Here is a 23,613-nt window from a genome sequence, read left to right as displayed (position 1 = left end):
TGCTCGGCAGCCCCCGGTCACCTGGCGGTACCGGGGGCCTGGTCGTCCACGTCATGATCAGACCGCCGAGGGCCTTCGCCCCCCGGCCCCGGCGGACCGCTCCGGAGCCCGGCGCCGGCGGCACGCTCGTCCGGACCGGTCAGACCACCGGCGGGACGACCGGCAGGTTGCGCTTGTGCTCGGTGCGGCGGTAGTGGCCGAGGACGGTACGGAAGACCTCCTCGCTGACCGGCATACCCTCCAGGAAGTCGTCCAGGGCGTCGTAGCTGACACCGAGGGCGTCCTCGTCGGGGCGGCCGGGGGCGAGGTCCTCCAGGTCGGCGGTCGGGACCTTCTTGACCAGCTCGGCGGGCGCGCCCAGCGCCTCGGCGACCGCCCGCACCTGGCGCTTGGTGAGGCCGGACAGCGGCATCACGTCGGCCGCGCCGTCCCCGAACTTGGTGAAGAAGCCGACCGCGGCCTCGGCCGCGTGGTCGGTGCCGACGACCAGCCCGCCCTTGGCACCCGCCGCCGCGTACTGGACCACCATCCGCTGGCGGGCCTTGACGTTGCCGCCGACGAAGTCCTCGTGGCCGTGGTCGCCGTAGGTCAGGCCGGCCGCCTTCAGGGCGGCGAGCGCGCCGTCGGTGGCGGGCTTGACGTCGACGGTCAGCACCTCGTCGGCGCGGATGAAGCCGAGCGCGAGCTGGGCGTCCGCCTCGTCCGCCTGGACGCCGTACGGCAGCCGCATGGCGGTGAAGGTCACCTGGTGCCCCTCGGCCCGCAGCCGCTCGACGGCGAGCTGGCACAGGCGCCCGGCGGTGGTGGAGTCGACGCCGCCGCTGATGCCGAGCACCAGGCTGCGCGCGCCGGTGGCCCGCACCTGGCCGACCAGGAACTCCACCCGCCGCTCGGCCTCCTTCGCGGGGTCCGGCACGGGGACGACCCCGAGGGCACGGGCGATCTCCCGCTGGACGTCGGCGGGCAGGGGCTCGGTCATTCCGACTCCTCGGGACGGTGGGTACGTGACGCGATCACGAGGATACGACCACCCACGACGCGGCCGTCACGGGCGGGGGGCCTCCCCCGGTGCCGCCTGCGCGTCCGTGTCCGCCGGTGCCGGCCGCGCGTCCGCCGCCGCCGCTCCTTCGGGCCCGTCCGGCTTCCGCAGCGAGACCGGCCGCTCCGGCCCCGGCGCCGGGTGCGACAGGATGTCGAGCACCACCCGGCCGTCCACCGTCTCCTGGGCGACCAGCAGCGCCGCCAGCTCGTCCAGGTGGTGCCGGTGGTCGGTGAGCAGGGCGACGGCCCGCCGCTCGGCGCCGCGCAGCAGGCGGGCCACCGCCTCGTCCACGGCGCGCTGGGTCTGCTCGGAGTACGGGCGGCGCAGCAGGTCCTCGGGGTTGTCGCCGAGGTAGTGCGGGGTGCCGCTGGAGTAGCCGACCGGGCCGAGTTCCGGGGAGAGGCCGAACTCGCGGACCATCCGGGTGGCGACCGAGGTGGCGTTGGCGAGGTCGTTCGCGGCGCCGGTGGAGCCCTCGCCGAAGACCACCAGCTCCGCCGCCCGGCCGCCGAGCTGGACGGTGATCAGGTCGACCAGGTAGGCCTCGCTGTACAAGTGCCGTTCGGCCTCGGGCAGCTGCTCGGTGGCGCCCAGGGCGACGCCGGCCGGGAGAATCGTCACCTTGGCGACCGGGTCGGCGTGCTCGCACAGCGCGGCGACCAGCGCGTGTCCGGACTCGTGCACCGCGACGGCGTGCCGCTCGTCGGGCAGCAGCGCGTTGGAGGACTCCCGGCGGCCGAGCAGCACCCGGTCGCGGGCGGTGTCGAGGTCGTCGGCGGTGAGGGTGGCCCGGTCGGCGCGCACGGCGTTGATGGCGGCCTCGTTGACCAGGTTGGCGAGGTCGGCGCCGGAGAAGCCGGGGGTGCCGCGGGCGAGCCGCCCGAGGTCGACGTCCGGGGCCAGGGTCTTGCCGCGGGCGTGCACGGCGAGGATGGCGGCCCGCTCGGCCTGGTTGGGCAGCGGGACGGTGACCTGCCGGTCGAAGCGGCCGGGGCGCAGCAGGGCCGGGTCGAGGGCGTCCGGGCGGTTGGTGGCGGCGATGACGACGATGCCGGTGCTCTGGTCGAAGCCGTCCATCTCGGCGAGCAACTGGTTCAGGGTCTGCTCGCGCTCGTCGTTGCCGCCGAGCCGGGTGCCGCCCGCCCGGCGGCCGCCGACGGCGTCGATCTCGTCGATGAAGATGATCGACGGCGCGCGCTTGCGGGCCTCGTCGAAGAGGTCGCGCACCCGGGAGGCGCCGACGCCGACGAACATCTCCACGAAGCCGGAGCCGGTCACCGAGAGGAAGGGCACCGAGGCCTCGCCGGCGACCGCCCGGGCGAGCAGGGTCTTGCCGGTGCCGGGCGGCCCGACCATGATCACCCCGCGCGGCCCCTTGGCCCCGGCGGCGGCGTACCGCTCCGGGCTGCGCAGGAAGTCGACCACCTCGCTGACCTCCTGTTTCACCCCCTCGTACCCCGCCACGTCGGCGAACCCGGTGTCCGGCCGCTCCGCCTCGATGATCTTGGCCCGGGACCGTCCGATGGCGCTCAGACCGCCGCCCAGCGAACGGGCGGCCATCCGGCCGGACCAGAGGAAGAGCCCGCCGAAGATCAGCAGCGGCAGGAACAGCAGCAGGGAGGACCAGATCGAGCCGCCGCCGCTGCTCCGGCTGCCGGTGACGGTCACGTGGTGGTCGGAGAGCGCGCTGCTGAGCTGGGAGGTGTCCAGGGCGGTCGGGATCTGGCTGGTGAAGCGGGTGCCGTCCTTGAGCGTGCCGCTCACCGCGCCGGTGTCGCTGACGTCCACGGTCTGCACCTGGCCGGCGTCGACCCGGTTCACGAAGTCGGTGTAGCCGTAGCGGGTGCCGGGCTTGCCGGGGTTGGAGAAGAGCACCAGCAGGAGCAGCGTCACCAGTACGGCGACGGGCAGCAGCCAGCGGCGCCACGAGGGCGGCGGGGGCTTGGCCGGGCCGCCGGGGCCGGGGCGCTGGTTCCGGCCCGGGCCGGGGCCCTGGCCCTGGCCCCGTGGTTGGCCCCAGCCCTGCCTCGGGCCGGGGTCGGGGCCGGAGCCCGGCGGGGTCGTGGGGTGACGGGCGACGCGCAGCCGGATTCGTGCGATCATCCACGCTCACCGCCTCTCGGGGGGCCGGACAGCCTCCGTCCCTCCATGGTCGGACTCTCCGCGCCCGGACGGGAGCCTGAAGGGGGTGGCAGCGGTCCACTCGGGGGAGAACGACCCGCTCGGCGCCACGGCCCGCGGCGCCGGATCGGACACGGGAGGCGGGCACAGCGTCGGACACGGGAGGCGGACTCGGGCAGGCCGAAGGCCGGTCCGGTACGTGGGGTCGGGCCGTCGCGAACGGTTTGCGGAGGCCTGCCGGGAGCTTCCATCGCACCCGGCGAAGCCCGTCGTCCGGCCGCTCCTTCGGCTGCCCCTCCGGCCGCTCCTCCGGGTGCGCTCAAGGATCCTCGGGCCGTGCGGAGTTGGCGATCGAGCCGCCCACCAGGACGATTCGCGACCTAGAGTAGCCGCATGGTCAACGAGGAACTGCCAGCGCCGCACAAGACGCCCGGGGCCGCCGTGGAACCCCGGGCCGGGGACAGCGACCGGGAGGCGGTGGCCGAGCAGTTGCGGATCGCCGCCGGCGACGGCCGCATTGACCTCGGGGAGTTGGAGGAGCGGCTCGACCGTACCTACGCCGCGCGGACGTACGGCGAACTCGACATCCTGGTGGCCGACCTCGGCGGCCGGGTGGAGGCCCGGGAGGCGTCCGCGGCGGAGGAGGTCCTCACGCTCCGGCCCCGGATGAACAACATGGTGCAGAGCGGCCGCTGGTCCGTGCCCCGTCGGATCGTCGCGGAGACCAAGATCTCGCTGCTCACGGTCGACTTCACCGAGGCCGTGTGCCCCCACCGGGAGATCACGGTCGAGGCATCGACCGGCATGGGCCACATCCGGCTGATCGTCCCGCGCGGCTGGGGCGTACGGATCGACCCGTCGAGCACCAACACCGGAAACATCGTCAACAAGGCGGCCGAGCAGGCGGAGCCGGGCGCCCCGGTGCTGACCGTGATCGGCCACCCCCGGTCGGGGCCGATCAGGATCAAGCAGCGCCGCCGGGGCTGACGGGCCGCAGGCCGGGCCCGCGGCAGTCCTCCGTGCGGGCACGCCCGATGCGGGCTCGGCGAGGGCTCAGTGCGGGCTCGGCGCGGCCTCCGCCGGGGCGGGTCAGGAGAAGTCGAGCGCGTCCGTCCGGGTCCGCTTGAGCTCGAAGAACTTCGGGTACCCGGCCAGCAGCCGCACACCGTCGAAGACCCGTACGGCATCCTCGCCGCGCGGGATGGCGCTCAGCACCGGACCGAAGAAGGCGACGCCGTCCACGTGGATGGTCGGCGTCCCGACCTCCTCGCCGACCGGGTCCATGCCCTCGTGGTGGCTCTTGCGCAGGGCCTCGTCGTACTCCGCGCTGTTCGCCGCCTCGGCCAGCTCCTCCGGCAGGCCCGCCGCCGCCAGCGCCTCCCGGATGACGGCGTCGTCGGCGGCCCGGTCCTGGTCGTGCAGCCGGGTGCCGAGCTCGGTGTACAGCTCGCGCAGCACCTGCGGGCCGTGCTGCTCGGCGGCGGCGATGCAGACCCGCACGGGGCCCCAGCCGGTGGTCATCAGGCGCTGGTAGCGCTCGGGCAGGTCGGTGCGGCCCTCGTTGAGGACGGACAGGCTCATCACCCGGAAGTTCAGGTCGAGTTCGCGCTGCTTCTCGACCTCCAGGATCCACCGGGAGGTTATCCAGGCGAAGGGGCAGACGGGGTCGAAGTAGAAGTCGACCTTGACGGTGTCGTTCTTGACGGTGTCGTCGCCGGCCCGGTGGCCGTTGCCGGGGTGCCGGTCGGGAAGCCGGGCGGCGAGCTGGTCGAGGTGGTGCTGGGCGGGCGCGGTGTTCGTCACGTCGTTGGTCACGCTGAGAAGACTAGTGACAGAGTGGCCCGCTCTCCAGGGCCAATCGATGGCCGTTCCAGTGGGCCACTTTCACTCCCGGCCGTCCGTCCCCGCACGCCCTGCGCGCCCGGCACGGCCCGCACACCCTGCACGCCCCGCCGACCGCTCAGCCGCAGGTCGTCCCGTCCGCCGGCACCGTCCCGTCCAACAGGTAGGCGTCCACGGTCTGCTTCAGGCACGGGTTGCCGGTGTTGTAGCCGCCGTGCCCCTCGCCCTGCAGCGTGACGGTGACGCCGACGCCCGCGCCGAGCTGCTGCGCCATCGTACGGGCGCCCTCCACCGGGGTGGCCGGATCGCCGGTGGTGCCGACCACCAGGATCGGGGCGGCCCCCGGCGCGGACACCTCCGGGTGGGCGGCCTTGCCGGGGACGGGCCAACCGGTACAGGCGGTCAGTCCCCAGGCGGTGTAGGACCCGAACACCGGGGAGGCGGCCTGGAACTGCGGCAACTGCTGCTGCACGTCCTGGTCCGAGTAGCGCTGCCGGGCGTCCACGCAACTGATCGCCCGGTTCGCGGCGTTCAGGTTGCTGTAGTGCCCCTGCGCGTCGCGCCCGTTCAGCGCGTCGGAGAGCTGGAGCAGCGTGTCGCCGGTCCCCTGGTCCATCGCCTGGGTGAGCCCGGCGGCCAGCACGGGCCAGGTCTCCTGGCTGTACAGGGCGCCCGCGATGCCGGTGATCGCCAGGCTCTCGGTGAGCTGCCGCCCCTGGGTGGTCGGCAGCGGCGACTGCGCCAGTTTCTGCACCAGGGCGGTGACCTTCGCGGTGCCCTCGTCGCCGCCCGCACCAGTCGGGCAGGCGGCCCCGACCTGGGCGGCGCAGGCCTTCATGAAGTCGTCGAGGGCGAGTTGGAAGCCCTGGGCCTGGCCGAGCGCGGCCTGCTGCGGGTCCTTGGTGGGGTCGACCACCGAGTCCAGCACCATCCGGCCGACCTGCTGCGGGAACAGGTGCGCGTAGACGCCGCCGAGCTGGGTGCCGTAGCTGATGCCGAAGTAGGAGAGCTTCGGATCGCCCAGCACCTGCCGCATCAGGTCCATGTCGCGCGCGGCGCTCTCGGTGTCCACGTACGGCAGCACCGCGCCGGAGTTGTGCTCGCAGGCGGCGACGAAGCGGGCGTTGCCGTCGTCCAGGGCCTTCACCGCGTCGGGGGTGTCGGGGGTGCTGTCGGCGGCGGTGGCGGCGTCCATCGCCCGGTCGTCCAGGCACGTCACCCCGTCGCTGGCGCCGACCCCGCGCGGGTCGAAACTCACCAGGTCGTAGCGGGAGTTGAGGGAGGAGTAGGTCGCGGCCAGGGCCGGCAGGGTGGCCACGCCGGAGGCGCCGGGGCCGCCGAAGTTGAACAGCAGCGAGCCGATCCGGTGCTGCTCGTCCTTGGCCCGGCTGCGGATCAGCGCGAGACCGATCGTCGTGCCGTCCGGTTTGCCGTGGTCCAGCGGGGTCTTGAGGGTGGCGCACTGCCAGTCGGCGGCGGGCGCGGTGCCGTCGCCCTGGGCGCCGGTGGGGGCGGGGCAGGCGTGCCAGTCCAGCTGTTGGGCGGCCAGTCCGGTGGCGGTGCCGGTGGCTGCCGCCGTCCCGGTGGTCGGGGAGGTCGGGGAGGTCGGGGAGGTCGGGGAGGTCGGCGCGGGCTCGGCGGCGGAGGAGCCGTCGCCCTGGCAGCCGGTGGCCGCGGCGAGCAGCAGGACGGTCAGGCCGAGCGCTCCGGCGCCGCGGACGACGGTGTGCATGGGGCGGGTCCACCTCTCGGTCGGCCGGGCACCCCGGCGCGCGGTCTCGGGCCTGCCGGACACCCCGGCGCACGGCGGGAGGGCTCACGGCGGGACGGCCTACGCCTGACGGGCCTGCGTGCGCGCGGCACTCGGTTCGCCGACGCACCACAGACCCTAGGGGCCGGGGACCGCCGATGCCCTGCGGAGACCCCCGGACGGGGGGCGTGCGCCGTACCGGCTGCCACCGGCCGAACGGGTGCCGGGCCGGTGGGCCGACGGGCTCCGGCTGACGGGCCGACGGGCTCGGACTGACGGGCTCGGCCCGGCCCAGCCCGGCTGCGGCGCCTCTCGGTGGCGGCGGGGCACGTCTCGCTCCGCCCCCGGGCTCTGCCGCCGTTCCTGTCTCGACCCTGCCGATCGGCAGGGTCGAGACAGGAACGGCGCAGCGGGAACCTCCCGATCGGCACATGTGCGACGGACCGGCGGCACGCAAGGATGACGGCCATCGGAGCCCCGCCGATGGGGCCCGGGAAGGAGCCTCCCGTGACCGCCCTGACTCTGTCGTCCCTGTCCCCGCTGTTCCCGTTCCCGCTGTTCCCGTTCCTGCCCTTCCTCTTCCTCTTCCTCTTCCTCTTCCTGCTGTTTCGCCGGCGCACCGCCTCAGTACAACGCCATGCCCGGGGTTCCCCGCACCGCGTACGCCGGCAGGCGCAGCCCGCCGAAGGCGTCCCGGGGCAGGCTCAGTCCGAAGCGCCGCTCGACGGCGCCGAGGGTGCGGCGGCGGGCGGCCCCGTCGGGCTCCCGCCCGGGGTCGCAGGAGGTCACGCCGTCGGCCTCCAGGACTCCGGCGGCGACGAGGTCCGGCACCAGCAGGTCCGGCTCCTGGCCCCAGCGCCAGCGCTCCTCACCGAGGCCGAAGCCGCACAGCACGGCACCGTCCCGGGCGTAGTCCAGCAGGGCCGGCCGCCGCTCCGGCATCGGGCGGAAGTGCACCACCTCGGCTCCGTCGCGCGCTATCTCGGTGAGCAGCTCACCGCCGGTGGAGTCGCCGTACTCGATCGCGAACGACCAGCCGGCGCACGCGCCGACCCGGATCACGCCGTCGCCGTCGTCACCGGGGCGGTAGACGTCGATGTCCAGGTCCCGGATCTCGGTGTCACTGATCGGCTCGGTCGCGGTGGCCGGGTCGGCACCCATCCGGTGGGCGAGCTCCGCGGGCGTGATCCCCCGGGCGAAGACGACGCCGCCGACCTCACCGTCCGTGCCGGGCCCACCCATTGACGACCGGCTGGTGCCCGGTCGGCCGGTGCTCGGCCGACCGATCTCCAGGAGCCACTGGATACCGTCGCCGTCCTGCCCCACTCCCCCGTGCGTGCCGTCGGTCATGCCGCCCTCCCCTCGCGCGCGGCCTGCGGTGACCGGGCGCGCCCGTGGGCACCCTAACCGACCCGGCCGACACCCGGCCGCCGGTCGCCGGATCGCCGCCCGAACCAGCCGCGCCCGGATCGCCAACCACCCCTGATCGATCGGAAGGAGACCGATCCGAAGCCGAACTCACCTGGCACCCTTCGCCGTTCACCCGGAAGAGGCGGCACACGCCCCGCCCCCGCCACTCACCGGGACGCGGCCGGTACCTTCTTGCCCACCGCCTCGAACAGCAGCTTCGCGGCCACCGTCGCCCCGTCGGTGCGGATACCGCCGGCCACGGCCTCCGCCCGTACCCGGGTCTCGGGCGCCAGGGCCGTGGCGAGCGCGGCGGAGAGCGAGTCGACGGTCGGCGTGCGGTCGAGATGGGCCGCGCCGATGCCCAACTCGGCCACCCGGCCGGCCCAGTACGGCTGGTCGGCGATCCGGGGCACGACCACCTGGGGCGCGCCCGCCATGGCCGCGGTCGTCGTGGTGCCCGCACCACCGTGGTGGACGACGGCGGCCACCCGGCGGAACAGGGCCTGCTGGTTCACCTCGCCGACGACGTGGCAGTCCTCGTGCTCGTCGACCGCGGCGAGCCCGGCCCAGCCGTGGGCCAGGAGCACCCGGCGTCCGTGCGCGCGGCCCGCTTCGACGGCCACCCGCGCGATGTCCTCCGGGGCGTGCGCGGCCATGCTGCCGAAGCCGACGTACACGGGCGGTTCACCGGCGGCCAGGAACGCCTCCAGGTCGGCCGGGAGCGGCCGGTCGTCGGGCAGGATCCACGCGCCGGTCTGCACCACGTCGAGTTCCGTCCTGCCCTCCGACGGGCACAGCGTCGGGTCCGCCGCCAGCCACGGCCGTCCGGTGAGGACGTGGTCGCGGACGTTCTCCACCGGCGGCAGGCCGATCGCCGCCCGGTGGCTGTTGAGCGCGTCCCCGTACAGCGCGTTCACCCGCTGGGCGTCCTGCTCCCAGAGCTTCCGGTAGTCGGTCTCGTCGTCCGGGGACGGCGTGCCCGGCCGCCGGCCGGGCCGGGAGTGCCGCGAGGGCAGTCCGAGGATGTGGAAGCAGGCCAACACGTAGGGCAGGCCGAGCTTCTCGGCGACGTCCCGCGCACCGGCCGGCATCAGGCCGGTCGCCAACACCAGGTCACAGCCCTCGGCCGCGGCGGTCAACGTCTCGAACCGCACGGCGACCAGCTCACGGGCGAGCCGGAACGCGTCCTCCGCCGTCGGCGGCTTCGGGCCGGCCACCACCGACCGCACCGACGGACCGAGCGGCACCAGCGGCACCCCCGCCCGCCCCAGCACCGCCGCGAACTCCTCGTCCGGCGGCGCGCACACCCGCACCTCCGCACCGAACCCCCGCAGCGCCACCGCCAGCCCCGCCAGCGGCTCGACATCCCCGCGCGACCCCCAGGTCGTCATCAACACACGCATTTCACGACTCCCGTTTCCGCAGGTCATGGCCTTACGGCCGGGATTCTGCGCCATGCCGGGGGCCTTGCCGCAAGCCCGGGGGCACGGTATAGCTTGAAAGTGGCAAGGGGATTCACTCTCCTCGCCTTTTTCTTTGTCCGCCCGGTCCCACCCACTCCCCCGAACCGGCCACACCGGAGCAATCCCCACCCGGAACCCGCCGCCTACCACGCGCCGCTCACTCCGAACCACCACCAAGCAGCCCGCTGCGAGCCACCGCCCCCGACCGCGTGGCCGCATACCCCCCGTGGTGTCAACTCCGGAACACCCACCGCAGTCACCGTCACGAAGCGCCCACTCCGGGCCCCCGTCATCGGCCGTTTCCCCAGACCTCACACGCCCGGGCCGTCCGCACAGGGGCCACCTGCCCAGTCAGCCCATCCCAACACGCCTGTTCCAGACGGCCCCACACTCGACCCGCCCACCCAGGACCCCGCCCCCAAGACCCCGGAACTCACCCCAGCCACACACACCCAGCTCTTCCCCACTGGCGTGCCGAGGTGCCCACAGCAGACCTCCGCCCGGGGCAGCCCGCCCCAACACGCCTGTCCTGGACGAGCCTGCGTTCCTGGCGGCTCCTCAGCCGGGCCGCCCAGCCCCGGACCCCGTCCCGGAGACGCCGGACCCCCGGCCGGTCGGTCGTCGCGCAAAACGGCGGCCCCGCGTACGACCCGCCGCCGCCACCGTGCCCACCGGCAGCACCAGGTCCACCCCGCCCGGCCCAGCCACAGAACCACCCACGCCCCAGCGCAGACCTCACTCGCCGCCAGCGACAAGCGCCGAACCGACTGTCCGACCCACGACCAACCGCTCGGCCCAGGGCCAGCCACCACGGTCAGGTCACCCACCAACCCGGCCAGCCTGGCCACCGAGCTGGCGGAAACACCACCGCACCCCCACTCCCACCCGCCCGGCGGCGGGACAGCCGATCCATGGCCAGCAGCCCCAACTGGCGTCACCCCCGCCAACGACGCATCGGCACCGCATCCAGGACCGCCACCACCTCGCCCACCAGCATCGCAACGTCCGCCCCGACCAGCGCGACCACAGAACCACCCACGCCCCAGCGCGAACCTCACTCGCCGCCAGCGACAGCACCGAACCGACTGCCCCCAACCGCCCGGCTCAGGGCCGACCGCAAACAGGGCAGACCCGGCCTCCGAGCCGGCGGAATCACCACCCAACCCGCCCCGCGGCAGCGCAGCCGGGCCACGACCAGCAGCCCCGACCGGCGTCACACCCACCAACGACGCATCAGCACGGCGTTCTGAACCACCACCGCCGTCACCATGCCCACCCGCAGCGCGAGGTCCACCCTGGCCGGTCGGCCAACCGACGCGGAAACGGCGGCCCGGCGTACAGATCCGCCACCACCGCGCCTACTGGAAGCGCGAGGTCTCCCCCGCCCGGCCCAGCCGCAGAACCGCCCACGCCCCAGCGCGAACCTCACTCGCCGCGAGCGACAGGGACCGAATCGGCTGCCCGACCCACGACCAACCGCCCGGCCCACAGCTGGCCGCCACGGGCAGGTCACCCACCAACCCGGCCAGCCCGGCCGCCCGGGCGATGGAAGCACGCCCACCCGCCCTGCGGCGCGCACGCGGCCGGACCGGCGTCACCCCCGCCGGCGAGGCATCAGCACGGCGTACAGGACCGCCGCCACCACCATGCCCGCCGGCAGCGCGACGTCCGCCCCGGCCAGGGCGGCCAGTGGGCCGGTGTAGAGGGTGTCCACGCCGAGGGCTGCGGCTGTGACGCCGCCTGTGAGGGCGATGGCGCCGGCGGGGTTGACGCCGGCGCGGTACCAGAAGGGGCTGCCGGGGCGTTCGTCGCCGAGGGCGCGGCCGTCGTAGCGGTTGCGGCGGAGCAGGATGTCGGTGGCGTAGACGGCGGTGCTGGGGCCGAGGAGGACGACGGTCAGTTGGAGCACGTTGCTGACGGTGTCGAGGAAGTTGGAGACCAGGAGGGCGTACAGCGTGAGCGAGACGGCGACCGCGCCGTCGAGCAGCACGCTGCGGGTGCGGCGGATGCGGATGCCGACGGCTTGGAGGGCGAGGCCCGCGCTGTAGGCGGTGAGGGCGTTGACCGCGATGGTGCCGACCACCAGGGAGAGCAGGAAGACCGGGTTGAACCAGCCGGGCAGGATCTGCCGGAGGGCGGCCTGCGGGTCGGTCATGTCGACGGCGGTGGCGCCGAGCACGCCGAGGCCGCCGACCACCACGCTGGGCAGGAAGCCGCCGAGGGCGGTCCAGCCGAGGACGGCGCGCGGGGCGGTGGTCGCGGGCAGGTAGCGGGAGAAGTCCGCGCTGGTGGTGTAGGAGAGCGGGCCGGAGGCGATCAGGGTGACGCCGGCCAGGACGGCCGCCCAGAGTCGGCCGCCGGTGAGGGGTTCGGGCTGGGTCCAGCCGGGGTCGGCGTGGGTGACGATCGCGTAGCCGACCACGGCGAAGGCGGCGGTGAGGGCGAGGGTGATCGGCAGGTAGAGCCGGACGATCAGGGCGTGCCCGTAGACGCTGATGGTGAGGGTGAGTACGACGATCACGATCACGATGGCGATCTTGATCGGGTTGGTCGGCGTGATCCCCGCCTCCTCGGCGAGCGAGAAGGCGGCGACGGCGGCCGCGGCGAGGTTCAGCGCGAAGTAGCAGACGGAGATCATCCAGCCGGTGACCGCGTTGTTCACCCGGTTGCCCCGGATGCCGTACATGGCGCGGGTGATCACCTCGCTGGGCGCGCCGGCGGCCGGTCCGGAGACCGCGAGCAGGCCGGTGCCCAGCCAGAACAGATTGCCGAGGACGACCACGGCGAAGGCCTGCCAGAGGCCGAGGCCGCTCAGGACCAGGGCGCCGCCGACCACCAGGTTGAGGTAGTTGACGCTGGCGGCCGCCCAGACGGGGAAGAGTTCGCGGGCGCGACCGCGCCGCTCGGTCTCGGGGATGTGGTCGATGCCGTGGACCTCGACCCGGCCGCCCGGTTCCCGCTGGGGCGGGGCGGCGGGGTGCGCCGGGTGGTCCGGGTGGTCCGGCGAGGTGTGGGGGTGGTCCGGGAGCGTAGACGTCATGCGGGGGCCCTCCGTGGGGGTGTCGTGCCCACCTGCTTGCTTATTGGTCGCACACTCAATAGCATCCGCCCCATGACGTCAAGCGTTCAGCGCAAAAGGGTTCGCAAGTCCCCCGAGGACCGCCGGGCGGAGATCGTCGGCGCCGCGGCCGAGGTCGCCCTCACCGAGGGCCTGGAGTGCATCACCCTGCGCCGGATCGCCGACCAACTGGACGTCCGCCCCGGCCTGATCAGCCACTACTTCCCCGCCGTGGAGGACCTCGTCGCCGAGGCCTTCGGCAGCGCCGCCACCGCCGAACTGGAGGCGCTGCTGCCCGCCGACCCGCGGGACGGGTCCCCGTTGCGGCACCTGGCCCGCTTCTTCGCCCGCACCACCGGCCCGTCCTACGACGACGTGAGCCGGCTCTGGCTCAACGCCCGCCACCTCAGCCGCTACCGCCCCGTCCTGCGCGACCGCGTGCTCGACCAGGAGGCGGACTGGCGCGGCCGGCTCGGCGACGTCATCGCCGCCGGGGTCGAGCAGGGCGAATTCCGCACCGACGACCCGGTGTTGACGGCCGTCCACATCCTCGTCGTGATCGACGGCCTGGCCGTCCACGCCAACACCGGCCTGCGCAAAGACCCGTACGCCGCCACCCGGCTCGCCGCCGCCACCGCCGAACGCGAACTGGGCCTGACCGACGGCACGCTGACCTCCCCGGGCCTCGCAGACCCCACGGACCCGACGGACCCGGCGGACGCACCCGAGACCCCCGCCCCCGAGCAGCCCTGACCACCACCCCAGCCCCCTCAACCCCCTCAAGCCCCGCAGACACCACGCCCCCACCCCGAAGCACCACTGGAGTCGAAGTGCGCACCTCCCTGGTCCTCCTCTCCGCCCGTCTGCTCGACCCCGCCTCCGGCGGCTTCCTCCCGCAGACCGCCCTCGCCGTCGTGGACGGCCGGATCGCCGCCCTCGGCGACGACCGCACCGTCCGCGAACTCGCCGACCCCGCGACCACGGTGATCGACCTCAAGGGCGCCGTGGTCACCCCCGGCCTGGTGGACGGCCACCTGCACCCGGTCACCGGCACCGAGCTCACCCAGGGCCTGGACCTCTCCGGCTGCACCGACCTGGCCGGCGTCCGCGCCGCCCTCGCCGCCGAGGCCGGACGCCTCGCCCCCGGCGCCTGGCTGCACGCCTGGGGCCTGGACCCGAACGTCTTCGGTGACCGCCCGGTGGAGTCCGCCGCCCTCGCGCCCGTCCTGGACGGCGTTCCGGCGCTGCTCCAGCTCTTCGACGCCCACTCCATGCTCGCCAGCCCGCGCGCCCTGGAGCTGGCCGGCGTGGACGGCCCGCGCCGCTTCGACCAGGCTGCCGAGGTGGTCTGCGACGCCGAGGGCCGCCCCACCGGCCTGCTGCTGGAGGACGCCGCCTGCGAGCTGGTCGAGCGCGCCGCCCCGCAGCCCACCCGCGCCGAGCGCCGCGACCGCCTGGCCGCCGCGCTGCGCGCCATGGCCGCCGCCGGCCTCACCGGCGGCCACGCGATGGACGCCAACGGCGACAGCCTCGACCTCTACACCGAGCTGGACGAGGCCGGCGAGTTGCCGCTTCGGCTGCGCGTGGCCCCCTGGTGCCAGCCCGGCGTGGACGCGGACGGGCTGCGGGCGCTGATCGGGCAGCAGGGCCGGGGCGGTCGGCTCTGGCGGGTGGACGGCGTGAAGCTGTTCATGGACGGCACGATCGACAACGGCACGGCCTGGCTGGAGCGCCCGGACTGCCACGGCGAGTCCACCCACGCCTTCTGGCCGGATCCGGCGCACTACACCCGCGTCGTCCGGGAGCTGCACCAGGCCGGGGTGCCGACCGCCACCCACGCGATCGGCGACGCCGCCGTACGGCACGCCCTGGACTCGATCGGGGCGGCGGCGGACGGGGGGACGACGCACGGGGCATCCCCCGTCCGCCACCGGATCGAGCACATCGAGACCGTTCCGGACGCGGTGGTCCGGCGCTTCGCCGAGCTGGGCGTGGTCGCCTCCATGCAGCCCACCCACTGCTGCGACTTCACCCGGGCCGACCACACCGACAACTGGTCCCGCCGCCTCGGCGAGGAGCGGGCCGACCGCGCGTGGCGCTGCCGGGACCTCTGGGACGCGGGCGCCACGGTCGTCCTCGGTTCGGACTGGCCGATCGCCCCCTACCCGCCGCTGGGCGTCATGGCGGGCGCCCGCCACCGCCGTCCCACCCGCGACCTGAGCCAGGCCCCGCACAACCCCGGCCAGGCGCTCACCGCCCTGGAGGCCCTGCTGGCGATGACCGCCAACGCCGCCCACGCGGCCGGCGAGGAGCAGCTGGCGGGCCGGATCACCGTCGGCCACCGCGCGGACCTCACCGTGTTCGCCGCCGACCCGCTCACCACCCCGGCCACCGAACTGGCGGACCTCCCCGTCCTGTTGACCGTCCTGGACGGCCGACCGACCCACCGCTCCGCCACGCTCTGAACCCTCACCCGGTACCGGCCCCGGCATACCCCCGCGTACGGGTGTGCCGGGGCCGCCCGGGGGTTATCCCCCTGGTCGATCCGGCGGCACTCCTCAGCGCGCCGAAGCCCCCCGGTGATCGACTATTCATTGACCGGCACGTTCGCCGGCGAACCACTCGAACCACCGTGGCCGTTCCGACGGGTTGACGGTTCGACGAATTTGAGGAGCCCCCGAAGTGACCGTACGCAGCGAGAAGCACGGCAAGCCCATCGGTCGACGCGCCCTGCTGGCCGCCACGGCGGCCGTCGCGACCACCGCCCTGCTCGCCCCGGCGGCACACGCGGACCAGCCCGACACCGACAAGGTGACGAACAGTCAGATATCCACCGTGGTCCGCGAACTGAACGGTCTCGCCCACCCGTTGCGGTCCACCGAGCCCGGGGGCCGGACCACCGACCTGCGTCCGCTGGGCGCGATGATCGGCGACGCCAAGGTGGTGGGGCTCGGCGAGGCCACGCACGGCGCCCACGAGTTCTTCACCATGAAGCAGCGGGTCCTGCGCTACCTGGTCGAGGAGAAGGGCTTCACCGCCTTCGCCCTGGAGACGAGTTGGTCCTCCGGTCTGCGGATCGACGACTACGTGCAGGGCCGCACCGGCGGCGACGCCCGGCAGCTGGTCAAGGAGACGATGGGCAAGTCCCCTTGGGAGCGCCAGGAGTTCGCCGACCTGATCGACTGGATGCGCGACCACAACCGCGAACACCCGCAGCACCCGGTCCACTTCGTCGGCGACGACCTGGACTTCCCCGCCATCGGCGACCAGCTCTTCGACCGGGTGACCTCCTACGTCCGCGAGGCCGCCCCCGCGTCGCTGCCGCGCCTGGAGCAGCTGTACGCCGGGCTGCGCCCGTTCGACGACGCCATCGGCTACATCACCACGCGCCCGCTCGCCGAGCGGCGGCAGAACGCCGCCGTGGCGCAGCAGACCCTGGAGCTGGTCACCGCGGCCAGGGGCGAGGGCGGCGAGGCGTACGACTGGGCGGTGCAGAACGCCCGGAGCATCGCCCAGACCTTCACCTTCACCGCCATGAACCTCGAGGACAACAGCGAGGTGGCCGCGATGCAGAACCTCCGCGACCGCGCCATGACCGACAACACCCTCTGGTGGCAGCGCCGCACCGGCGGGAAGGTGCTGCTGTCCGCGCACAACGGCCACGTCGGGTACCAGAGCAGCGACCCCGAGCTCTACCCCAAGACCCAGGGCTCGTACCTGCGCGACGCCCTCGGCGCGGACTACCTCGCCGTCGGCTTCACCTTCGACCGCGGCTCCTTCCTCACCAAGGACGACCCGTTCGCCGCCGCCTGGAAGCCGGTCACCGTTCCGCCGGCCACTGCGGACATGAACGAGTACCCCCTCGACCGGGTCCGTTACCGCGACTACTACGTCGACCTGCGCTCCGCCCCGCCGGCCACCCGGTCCTGGCTGAACACCGCCCGCCCGACCTACGACGCCGGGACGGAGTTCCGCAGCGACCCGCTGCCGCGCCTCGCGATCGGCACGGCCTACGACGCGCTGGTCCACCTCCACGAGACCAGCGCGGCCCGCACCCTCTGAGCATCGCCGCCTGCGCGCCTCTCCGTCGGCACGGGCCGCACAACGCGCGGCCGCACGGTCGACGGGGAGGCGCCCGCCGGCCGCACCACCGACGGGGAGGCCCTCGCCGGCCGCCGGACGCCCGTCAGCCCGTGAACCGCCCGTCCCGCGCCACCACCCGGCCCGCGCGGACCACCAGCTCACGCGCCGGCAGGTCGATCACCACCTGCGGCAGGCACTCGCCCGTCACCAGCATGAAGTCGGCGGGCGAGCCCGGCTCCAGGGTCACGGCCGGCAGGTCCAGCAGTTCGGCGCCGCCGTCGGCCGCCAGGGCGAAGCAGTCGGCCAGCTGCTCGTCGGTGCGGGCGTCGGTGGTCCAGCCGAGCAGGTGCGCGCGGTGCAGCGGGTCGGCGTTGCCGTACGGGCTCCACGAGTCGCGCACGCCGTCCGAGCCGAGCCCGACCCGCACCCCGTGCGCCCGCAGCTCGCGGAACGGCAGCACCTGGTGGGCCGAGGGCGCCACGGTGGTGAGGCCGACGCCGGACTCGGCCAGCTCGGCGGCGAGGTCGGCGAGCTGGGCGCCCGCCAGCTCCGGGACGCAGAAGGCGTGGCTGACGACCACCCGCCCGGCCAGTCCGGCCGCCCTGGTCCGCGCGGCGATCTCGCGCAGCGGGCCGAGGCCGCGCTCGCCCCGGTCGTGCAGGTGGATGTCGAGGCGCAGTCCGTGCTGTTCGGCCAGGCCGAACAGCAGCTCCAGCTGGGCGGGCCCCTCGCCGTCCGGGCCCTCGGCCGGGACGGCGTCGAAGCCGGCCGGGTCGATGCCGCCGATGGCGTCGACCAGCCCGCTGGCCGCCGCCTCCGCGAGCAGCGCGCCCGCGCCGGGCGTCCGCCGGACCCCGTGCTGCGGGAAGGCCACCAGCTGGACGTCCAGCGCGCCGGCCAGCCGCTCGCGCGCCTCGGCGAGCCCGGTCACCCCGGCCAGCCCGTACGCGGGCGCCACGTCCACGTGGGCCCGCACGGCGCGGGTGCCGCGCGTCACGGCGTGGCTCAGCAGCCGGTGGGCCCGCTCGGCGAGCGGGGTGCGCTGGTGCCGGTGGAGGTCGACGTCGCCCTGGACGTACTCGGGCAGCGAGCCGGCCGGGCGCCGGCTGTACCAGGGCTCACCCCAGGCCGTCTTGTCCGGGTGGATGTGCGCGTCCACCAGGGTGGGCAGCGCGATCCGGCCGCCGCCCTCGACCACCTCCGGCACCGCTTCGTCCGGCACCCGCTCGGCCAGCAGGCCGTCCACGGCGATCAGGTCGACGGCCCGGTCGGCACCGTACGGGCGGACGTCCCGGAAGACGGTGACGGAAGGCGTGGTCATGGGCTGCTCTCTCTCGCTCTGGTTCCGCGGCTCGCTCTGGTTCCCCGGCTCGCTCTGGATCCCCGGGTGGTCCTGCCCCCTGGACGGAATGTGCCCGACAGGCAAAACGTCCTACCTTTCATTCAACAGTCTGTTTATCATCTCCGGGTCCCCGTCCCTCGTCCGGAGTAGCTCACGCATGTCCACACCACCGCCCGCCGCCACGCCCGGACGGCACCCGCTGCACGCCCTGCGGGCCACCGTCTTCGCCATCGGCGCCCTGCTCCTGCTGGTCGGGGTGGGAGTACTGCTCGACCAGCCACTGCTGATCCCGCCCCTGGCCGCCAGCGCCGCCCTGGTGCACGGCGCGCCCGGGCTGCCGATCTCGCAGCCGCGCAACCTGGTCGGCGGGCACCTGATGTCGGCCCTGATCGGCTTCGCCACCCTCGCCGTCACCGGCAGCACCACCTGGGGCGCGGCCGTCGCCGCCGGGCTCTCGCTCGGCGCGATGATGCTCACCCACCTCTCGCACTCCCCGGCCGCGGCCACCGCCGTGATCGTGGTCCTGCAGGCGCCGCACCCCGTGCCCTTCCTCCCGCTGCTCGTCCTGGCCACCGGGCTGCTGGTCGTGATCGGCCTGCTGCCCGGCCGGATCGGCGGACACCCGGTCCGCTACCCGGTGTCCTGGTGACGGCCGCGCCGTACTGACCGGCTCTCCACTCTCCCGCCGAACGCCGACGGCCGGGTCATCCGATCGGATGACCCGGCCGTCATCCGTTCCACCCGGTACCGACACCCGCTCCGCCCATGCCGAGGCGAGCGCCCCCGGCACGCCGCACCCCGAGCATCGGCGCGCCACCCGCCCGCTCCCCCTCCGTCGTACGTCACCGCTCTTGCACGGAACTGCTCTTGAACAGATGCGGGTCGACACCCGCCCGCCGCTCCCGCCACAGCGTCCGGAACGCCGGCGGGGTCAACGGGCGGGTTGCCGCCCTGGGCCCTGGTCCGATGATCGATCCCCCGCAACACCCAAGTCAATCCGCCGATTTGCTGGGACCCCTCCAAGCGATACCTTGGGTCTCCGTGACCATTGACGACCTCCGCGTCTTCGCCGCGGTCTGCCGGGCCGGCTCGCTCAGCGCCGTCGCCCGCGAGCTGAACTGCACCCAGTCCGCCGTCAGCCAGCACGTGAAGCGGCTCGAACGGGAGGTCGGCCTCGCCCTGATCGAGCGCCACCCGCGCGGGGTCGTCCCCACCGCGGCGGGCAGCCTGCTGCGCACGGCGGTCGCCACCGGCCTCGGCGGCATCGACCACGCGCTGCACCGGATCGCCGAACTCTCGCGCGGCGAGGGCGGATCCGTCCGGATCACCACCGGGGCCACCAGCATCCGGCACTTCATGTCCGCGGCCGTGGTGGACTTCCGGCGGCGCTTCCCCCGGGTCAGCCTGGAGTTCCAGACCGAGGTCTCCAGCCGCAGCTGCCTGGAGTCGCTCAACGCCGGCCGGGTCGACCTCGCCTGGATCACCCTCGGCGCCCCGGCCCGGGGCATCGACCAGCAGCCGGTGGTCGACCTGCCCTGGGTGCTCGCCGTCACGGCGGGCGACCCGCTCGCCGCCCGGGACCGGATCTCGCCCGCCGACCTCCAGGACGCCCGGCTGATCGGACTCCCGCAGAACTCCGTATCCCGCTCCCAGGTCGAGTCCTGGCTGGGGAAGTCGGGCATCCGGCCGGTCTTCGACACCAGCGTCGCGGACTGGGACACCGCGATCCTGCTCGCCGAACTCGGCCTCGGCCACGCCGTCGTCCCGGCCCTCCCCCAGTGGCAGGGCCCCGGCCACCCCGGCCTGCGGCTGCTCCCGCTGCCCGACCTGCCCGCCCTCACCGCCGGGTGGGCCGTCCGGGACTGGGAGAACCTCGGCCCGCTCGCCCGCGCCTTCGCCGACACCGTCGCCGCCCACTGCGGCCGCGAAGCCCCGCCGGCCGTCGATCCGGAGACGGCCTGACCCCGTCGTGCCCCGCCCCCGCCCGTTACCCGGAGCTCGCCGTCCGCAGCGGGGCGAAGTCCTCCGGCAGGACGTCCAGCAGGCCGCGCGCCCGGCCCCCGCCCGCACGGCGAGCGCCGCCTCACAACGCAACTACCTTGGCAGCTCCGGCCAGTGGAGCAGACCGTGCCACCGCCCCGCACCCCGACCGTCACCGACCATAGAAGGCGTGACCGCGCCCGATCTCCTCGAAACCCCGGCGGCCGTACCACTCACGCGGCCAGTCCACCGCGTCCGCGAGCAGGAACAGCTGCGGGACACCGGCCTCGGCCGCCAGCGCCAGGCCGGTCGCCAGCAGGGTGTCGCCGTGCCCCGCACCGCGGTACCGCGAACCGGTCACCAGGTCCTCCAACTGGCCCAGCCCGACGGCCGGTTCGAGATAGAGGTCGCTCCAGGCCGCGACCTCGCCGACCGGCGTCCGAGCGGCCAGGAAGTGCACCCGCTCGGCACCGCGCAGCCGGGCGGAACGGCGGTCGGTGAGCTGCCGGGCGAGCTCCTCGTCCTCGATCCACTCCCGCTGCTGGCGCAGCACCGCCGCCCGCACCTCGGCCAACTCGACGGGGAGCGCGGCCGGTTCGGGCCGCCGAAAGCCAAGCGTCGACCGGGCCAGGACCACCACGCCCTCCCGCTCCCACCCCGCCGCCGCCAGCACCGGGGCGGCGCGCTCGCCCGACTCCGGGTCCAGCACCGTGACGCGGTAGCGGTGGCGGCGCCCCAGCCACCGGGCGGCCAGCTCGGGCAGCACCGCCGGGTCGGTTCCCGGGCCCTCGACGATCAGCTGGTTGTGCTCCTCCGATTGGCCGAACGCCGCGTCCCGGACGGCGAACACCCCGGGGAACTCCGGGAGTTCGACGGTCTCCGCCGCCTGGCGGCGGGCGAAGGCGGCGCGGAAGGCGGTCACACGGGCGAGTAGATCCGACATCCCGCCATGATCAGCCCCCGGTCGCCCGCCGACAACAACTTTCCGGTACCGCCTCAGGATTCCGCACCGGAGGACGAGCTGCCACCGGAGGACGAGCGGTCCAGGAAGCGCCGGATCCCGTCCCGTACACCGTCCGTCGGCACGGTCGCCGCGAAGGCCGTCGCCTCCACCGCGAGCCCCTCGTCGATCGGCAGGTTGATGCCCCGGGTCACGGCCCGCAGGCAGGCGGCCACGGCGGTCGGCGCGTGCCGGATGATCCGCTCGGCCAGATCCCGTGCGGTGTCCAGCAGTTCGTCCGCCGGAACGACCGAGTTGACCAGGCCGATCTCGGCGGCGCGGGCGGCCGGGACAGGGTCACCGGTGAGGATCATCTCCAGGCCGCGCTTGCGGCCCACGTGCCGGGGCAGCCGCTGCGAGCCGCCGAAGGGCGGCGGGAAGCCGAGCGAGATCTCGGGCTTCGCGAAGGTCGCGTGCTCGGCCGCGACGGCCAGCGGGGCGGCCTCGGTGATCTCGCAACCACCGCCGAAGGCAAGGCCGTTGACGGCCACGATGACCGGCTTGGGGAACTCCTCGATCCGCCGGGTGAGGGTGTGCCCGCGCCGGACGAACTCGCGCAGCGCCCGCTCGGGCCCGCCCGCGATGCTGGCCGCCAGCGACGGTATGTCGGCACCCGCGCTGAACGCCCGCCCGCCGGCGCCGGTGAGGATCACGGCGCGGACGGTGTCGTCGGCGTCGATCCGGTCGAGCTCGGCGAGCAGCGCGTCGATCGTCGGGTAGTCGAGGGCGTTGAGCTTCTTCTCCCGGTCGATGGTGAGGGTGACGACGTGCCGGTCCCGCTCGCTGCGGATGGTCATGGGCGCGTGCTCCGTTCCTGGCCTCGCTGCTGGATGTGACGAGGCTAGGAACACCGGCCCAGGACAATCCACTTATTGTCCTGGATACACTCCGGTACGCACCCGTCCACGCCTGTGCACGCCCGTGCCCGGACCGTCCACTCCCCGGAAGGGCAGGTGACCCGTGCGACCGCCCTCCTACAAGGCCATCGTCGACGAGTACGCGACCGCCATCCGCTCCGGCGCGCTCCCGGCCGGCACCCGGCTGCCGACCCACCGCACCCTCGCCCGCGAGCGGCGGATCGCCCTCGCCACCGCCACCCGGGTGTACGCCGAACTCGCCGCCGCCGGGCTGGTGGTGGGCGAGCAGGGCCGCGGCACCTTCGTCCGGCTGCGCTCCGGCTACGACGGCCTCGAACCCTCCCGCGCGCTCCCCGTGCCCCGGGTGGCCGACCTCTCCTTCAACCAGCCGCTCTCCCCCGGGCAGGGCGACCAGCTGCGGCAGGCCCTGCGCGCGCTCGCCTCCTCGGGCGACGCCGAGGCCCTGCTGCGCCAGCACCCGCCGGGCGGCCACCGGCACGACCGGGCCGCGGTGGCCACCCACCTGCTGGACCGCGGGATCGACACCGCACCCGAGAACGTCCTGCTCACCAGCGGGGCGCAACAGGCCCTGGACTGCGTCCTGCGCACACTCACCCGCCCCGGGGACGTCCTCGCCGTGGACGCGCTCGGTTACCCGGGCATCAAACTGCTCGCCGCCGCCCACGGACTGGACCTGGCGCCCGTCCCGGTCACCGCCGACGGCCCGGACCTCGACGCACTCGACCGGCTCTGCCGCACCCGGCCGGTACGGGCGGTGTACACCCAGCCGACCGTCCACAACCCGCTCGGCTGGGTGCTCGCCCCGGCACAGCGCGAACGCCTCGTCCGGCTCGCCGCCGACCACGGCCTCACCCTCATCGAGGACGGCACCTACGCCTTCCTGGAGGCCGCCCCGCCCCCGCCCCTGCACGCCCTCGCCCCCGAACGCACCTGCTACCTGGCCGGCCTCTCCAAGAGCGTGGCACCGGGCCTGCGGTTCGGCTTCGCCGTCCTGCCCGACCACCTGCTCCGGGCCGCCACCACCAGCCTGCGCGCGGCGGCCTGGGGCGCCCCCGGCCTGATCACCGCCCTCGCCACCGGCTGGCTCACCGACGGCACGGTCGCCCGGCTGGAACAGGAACGCCGCACCGACGCCGCCGCCCGCCAGTCCATCGCCCGCACCGCCCTGGCCGGCCTGACCACCACCGCCCACCCCACCTCCTACATCCTCTGGCTCACCCTCGAACCCCACCAGCGCCCCGACCACGCAGCCGCCGCCCTGGCCGCCGAAGGCATCCTGATCTCCACCGCCGACGCCTTCGCCACCACCCCCCACCACCCCAACGCCCTCCGCCTCGCCCTCGCCACACCCCCACTCCCCACCCTCCCCACCGTCCTCACCCACCTCCGCACCACCCTCGAAGCCATCGCCCCCTGACCCCCACCACCAGAAGCCGACGGCCCCGACTTCCCACGCTGCCAGCACGCCAGCCCCCACCCGACCCGCCCTCAGCACAGCAGCCGCACCAGAAGTCGACCAAGCCGACTTCCCACGCCACCCCGCCCACAAGGACCCGCCCCACCCCCACCTGACAAGCCCCACTTGATCCCCCACGCCCGCGCGTACGTCGACGGGTCCGATTTCCCACTCCGCCACCACCAGCC

17 protein-coding genes are annotated in these 23,613 nt (G+C 74.5%); 7 read left to right on the top strand and 10 right to left on the bottom strand.

From position 1 onward, the window contains the following. Positions 1–139 precede the first annotated feature (139 nt). Together nadE and ftsH are read right to left on the bottom strand one after the other, a co-directional pair. Positions 140–979 (bottom strand): ammonia-dependent NAD(+) synthetase, encoded by an 840-nt coding sequence (gene nadE / locus ACFCY1_RS18950; RefSeq protein ID WP_049651600.1) that lies wholly within the window; start codon positions 977–979, stop codon positions 140–142. A gap of 66 nt (positions 980–1,045) precedes the next feature. After that, positions 1,046–3,145 carry an ATP-dependent zinc metalloprotease FtsH gene (ftsH, locus tag ACFCY1_RS18945; protein ID WP_375875292.1) on the bottom strand — a complete coding sequence of 700 codons (2,100 nt, stop codon included), beginning with the start codon at positions 3,143–3,145 and terminating at the stop codon, positions 1,046–1,048. Between the two features lie 411 nt (positions 3,146–3,556). On the opposite strand from ftsH, the gene ACFCY1_RS18940 reads away from it, so the two are divergent. Beyond that, positions 3,557–4,150 (top strand): DUF1707 domain-containing protein, encoded by a 594-nt coding sequence (locus ACFCY1_RS18940; protein WP_375875291.1) that lies wholly within the window; start codon positions 3,557–3,559, stop codon positions 4,148–4,150. A gap of 102 nt (positions 4,151–4,252) precedes the next feature. On the opposite strand, the gene ACFCY1_RS18935 is transcribed toward ACFCY1_RS18940, so the two are convergent. The 5 genes from ACFCY1_RS18935 to ACFCY1_RS18915 form a co-directional block, all read right to left on the bottom strand. Then, positions 4,253–4,978 carry a DsbA family protein gene (locus ACFCY1_RS18935; RefSeq protein ID WP_375875290.1) on the bottom strand — a complete coding sequence of 242 codons (726 nt, stop codon included), beginning with the start codon at positions 4,976–4,978 and terminating at the stop codon, positions 4,253–4,255. Between the two features lie 145 nt (positions 4,979–5,123). Continuing rightward, the gene (locus tag ACFCY1_RS18930; protein WP_375875289.1) at positions 5,124–6,737 is read right to left on the bottom strand and encodes an alpha/beta hydrolase; all 1,614 of its coding nucleotides are present in this window, start codon (positions 6,735–6,737) and stop codon (positions 5,124–5,126) included. Between the two features lie 642 nt (positions 6,738–7,379). Then, on the bottom strand, positions 7,380–8,105 hold the full coding sequence (locus ACFCY1_RS18925; protein WP_375875288.1) for a DUF6461 domain-containing protein: 726 nt from the start codon (positions 8,103–8,105) through the stop codon (positions 7,380–7,382). Between the two features lie 227 nt (positions 8,106–8,332). After that, entirely contained in the window at positions 8,333–9,568 is a 1,236-nt protein-coding gene (locus tag ACFCY1_RS18920; RefSeq protein WP_375875287.1) for a glycosyltransferase, read from the bottom strand. Between the two features lie 1,654 nt (positions 9,569–11,222). After that, on the bottom strand, positions 11,223–12,668 hold the full coding sequence (locus ACFCY1_RS18915; RefSeq protein WP_375875286.1) for a purine-cytosine permease family protein: 1,446 nt from the start codon (positions 12,666–12,668) through the stop codon (positions 11,223–11,225). Between the two features lie 72 nt (positions 12,669–12,740). Between ACFCY1_RS18915 and ACFCY1_RS18910 the strand changes: the two genes are divergently transcribed. The 3 genes from ACFCY1_RS18910 to ACFCY1_RS18900 all read left to right on the top strand — a co-directional run bounded on the left by ACFCY1_RS18910 (position 12,741) and on the right by ACFCY1_RS18900 (position 16,748). After that, a complete protein-coding gene (locus tag ACFCY1_RS18910) occupies positions 12,741–13,439 on the top strand; it encodes a TetR/AcrR family transcriptional regulator (RefSeq protein WP_375875285.1) in 699 nt (232 codons plus the stop codon). 77 nt (positions 13,440–13,516) lie between these two features. After that, positions 13,517–15,151: an amidohydrolase gene (locus tag ACFCY1_RS18905; protein WP_375875284.1), complete on the top strand. Its 1,635-nt coding sequence runs from the start codon at positions 13,517–13,519 to the stop codon at positions 15,149–15,151. 217 nt (positions 15,152–15,368) lie between these two features. Beyond that, positions 15,369–16,748 (top strand): erythromycin esterase family protein, encoded by a 1,380-nt coding sequence (locus ACFCY1_RS18900; RefSeq protein WP_375875283.1) that lies wholly within the window; start codon positions 15,369–15,371, stop codon positions 16,746–16,748. Positions 16,749–16,872: 124 nt separating this feature from the next. Here the strand turns inward: ACFCY1_RS18900 and ACFCY1_RS18895 are convergent, their stop codons facing one another. Next, positions 16,873–18,090, bottom strand: a complete 1,218-nt coding sequence (locus tag ACFCY1_RS18895; protein ID WP_375875282.1) for an amidohydrolase — start codon at positions 18,088–18,090, stop codon at positions 16,873–16,875. Between the two features lie 178 nt (positions 18,091–18,268). On the opposite strand from ACFCY1_RS18895, the gene ACFCY1_RS18890 reads away from it, so the two are divergent. Next, positions 18,269–18,760 carry an HPP family protein gene (locus ACFCY1_RS18890; protein ID WP_375875281.1) on the top strand — a complete coding sequence of 164 codons (492 nt, stop codon included), beginning with the start codon at positions 18,269–18,271 and terminating at the stop codon, positions 18,758–18,760. Between the two features lie 392 nt (positions 18,761–19,152). After that, the gene (locus ACFCY1_RS18885) at positions 19,153–20,073 is read left to right on the top strand and encodes a LysR family transcriptional regulator (RefSeq protein ID WP_074004558.1); all 921 of its coding nucleotides are present in this window, start codon (positions 19,153–19,155) and stop codon (positions 20,071–20,073) included. Positions 20,074–20,263: 190 nt separating this feature from the next. On the opposite strand, the gene ACFCY1_RS18880 is transcribed toward ACFCY1_RS18885, so the two are convergent. Next, complete coding sequence (locus tag ACFCY1_RS18880; protein WP_375875280.1) at positions 20,264–21,034, bottom strand: GNAT family N-acetyltransferase; 771 nt, start codon at positions 21,032–21,034, stop codon at positions 20,264–20,266. A gap of 53 nt (positions 21,035–21,087) precedes the next feature. Next, the gene (locus ACFCY1_RS18875; protein WP_074004556.1) at positions 21,088–21,888 is read right to left on the bottom strand and encodes a crotonase/enoyl-CoA hydratase family protein; all 801 of its coding nucleotides are present in this window, start codon (positions 21,886–21,888) and stop codon (positions 21,088–21,090) included. Between the two features lie 163 nt (positions 21,889–22,051). On the opposite strand from ACFCY1_RS18875, the gene ACFCY1_RS18870 reads away from it, so the two are divergent. Then, positions 22,052–23,386, top strand: a complete 1,335-nt coding sequence (locus ACFCY1_RS18870; RefSeq protein ID WP_375875279.1) for a PLP-dependent aminotransferase family protein — start codon at positions 22,052–22,054, stop codon at positions 23,384–23,386. Positions 23,387–23,613: the final 227 nt, after the last annotated feature.

The sequence above is a fragment of the Kitasatospora sp. NPDC056273 genome (assembly GCF_042268845.1).
In the GTDB taxonomy this organism is placed as follows: Bacteria; Actinomycetota; Actinomycetes; order Streptomycetales; family Streptomycetaceae; genus Kitasatospora.
The sequence above is the reverse complement of the archived record's forward strand: the minus strand, read 5'-3'. Positions and strand labels throughout refer to the sequence as shown.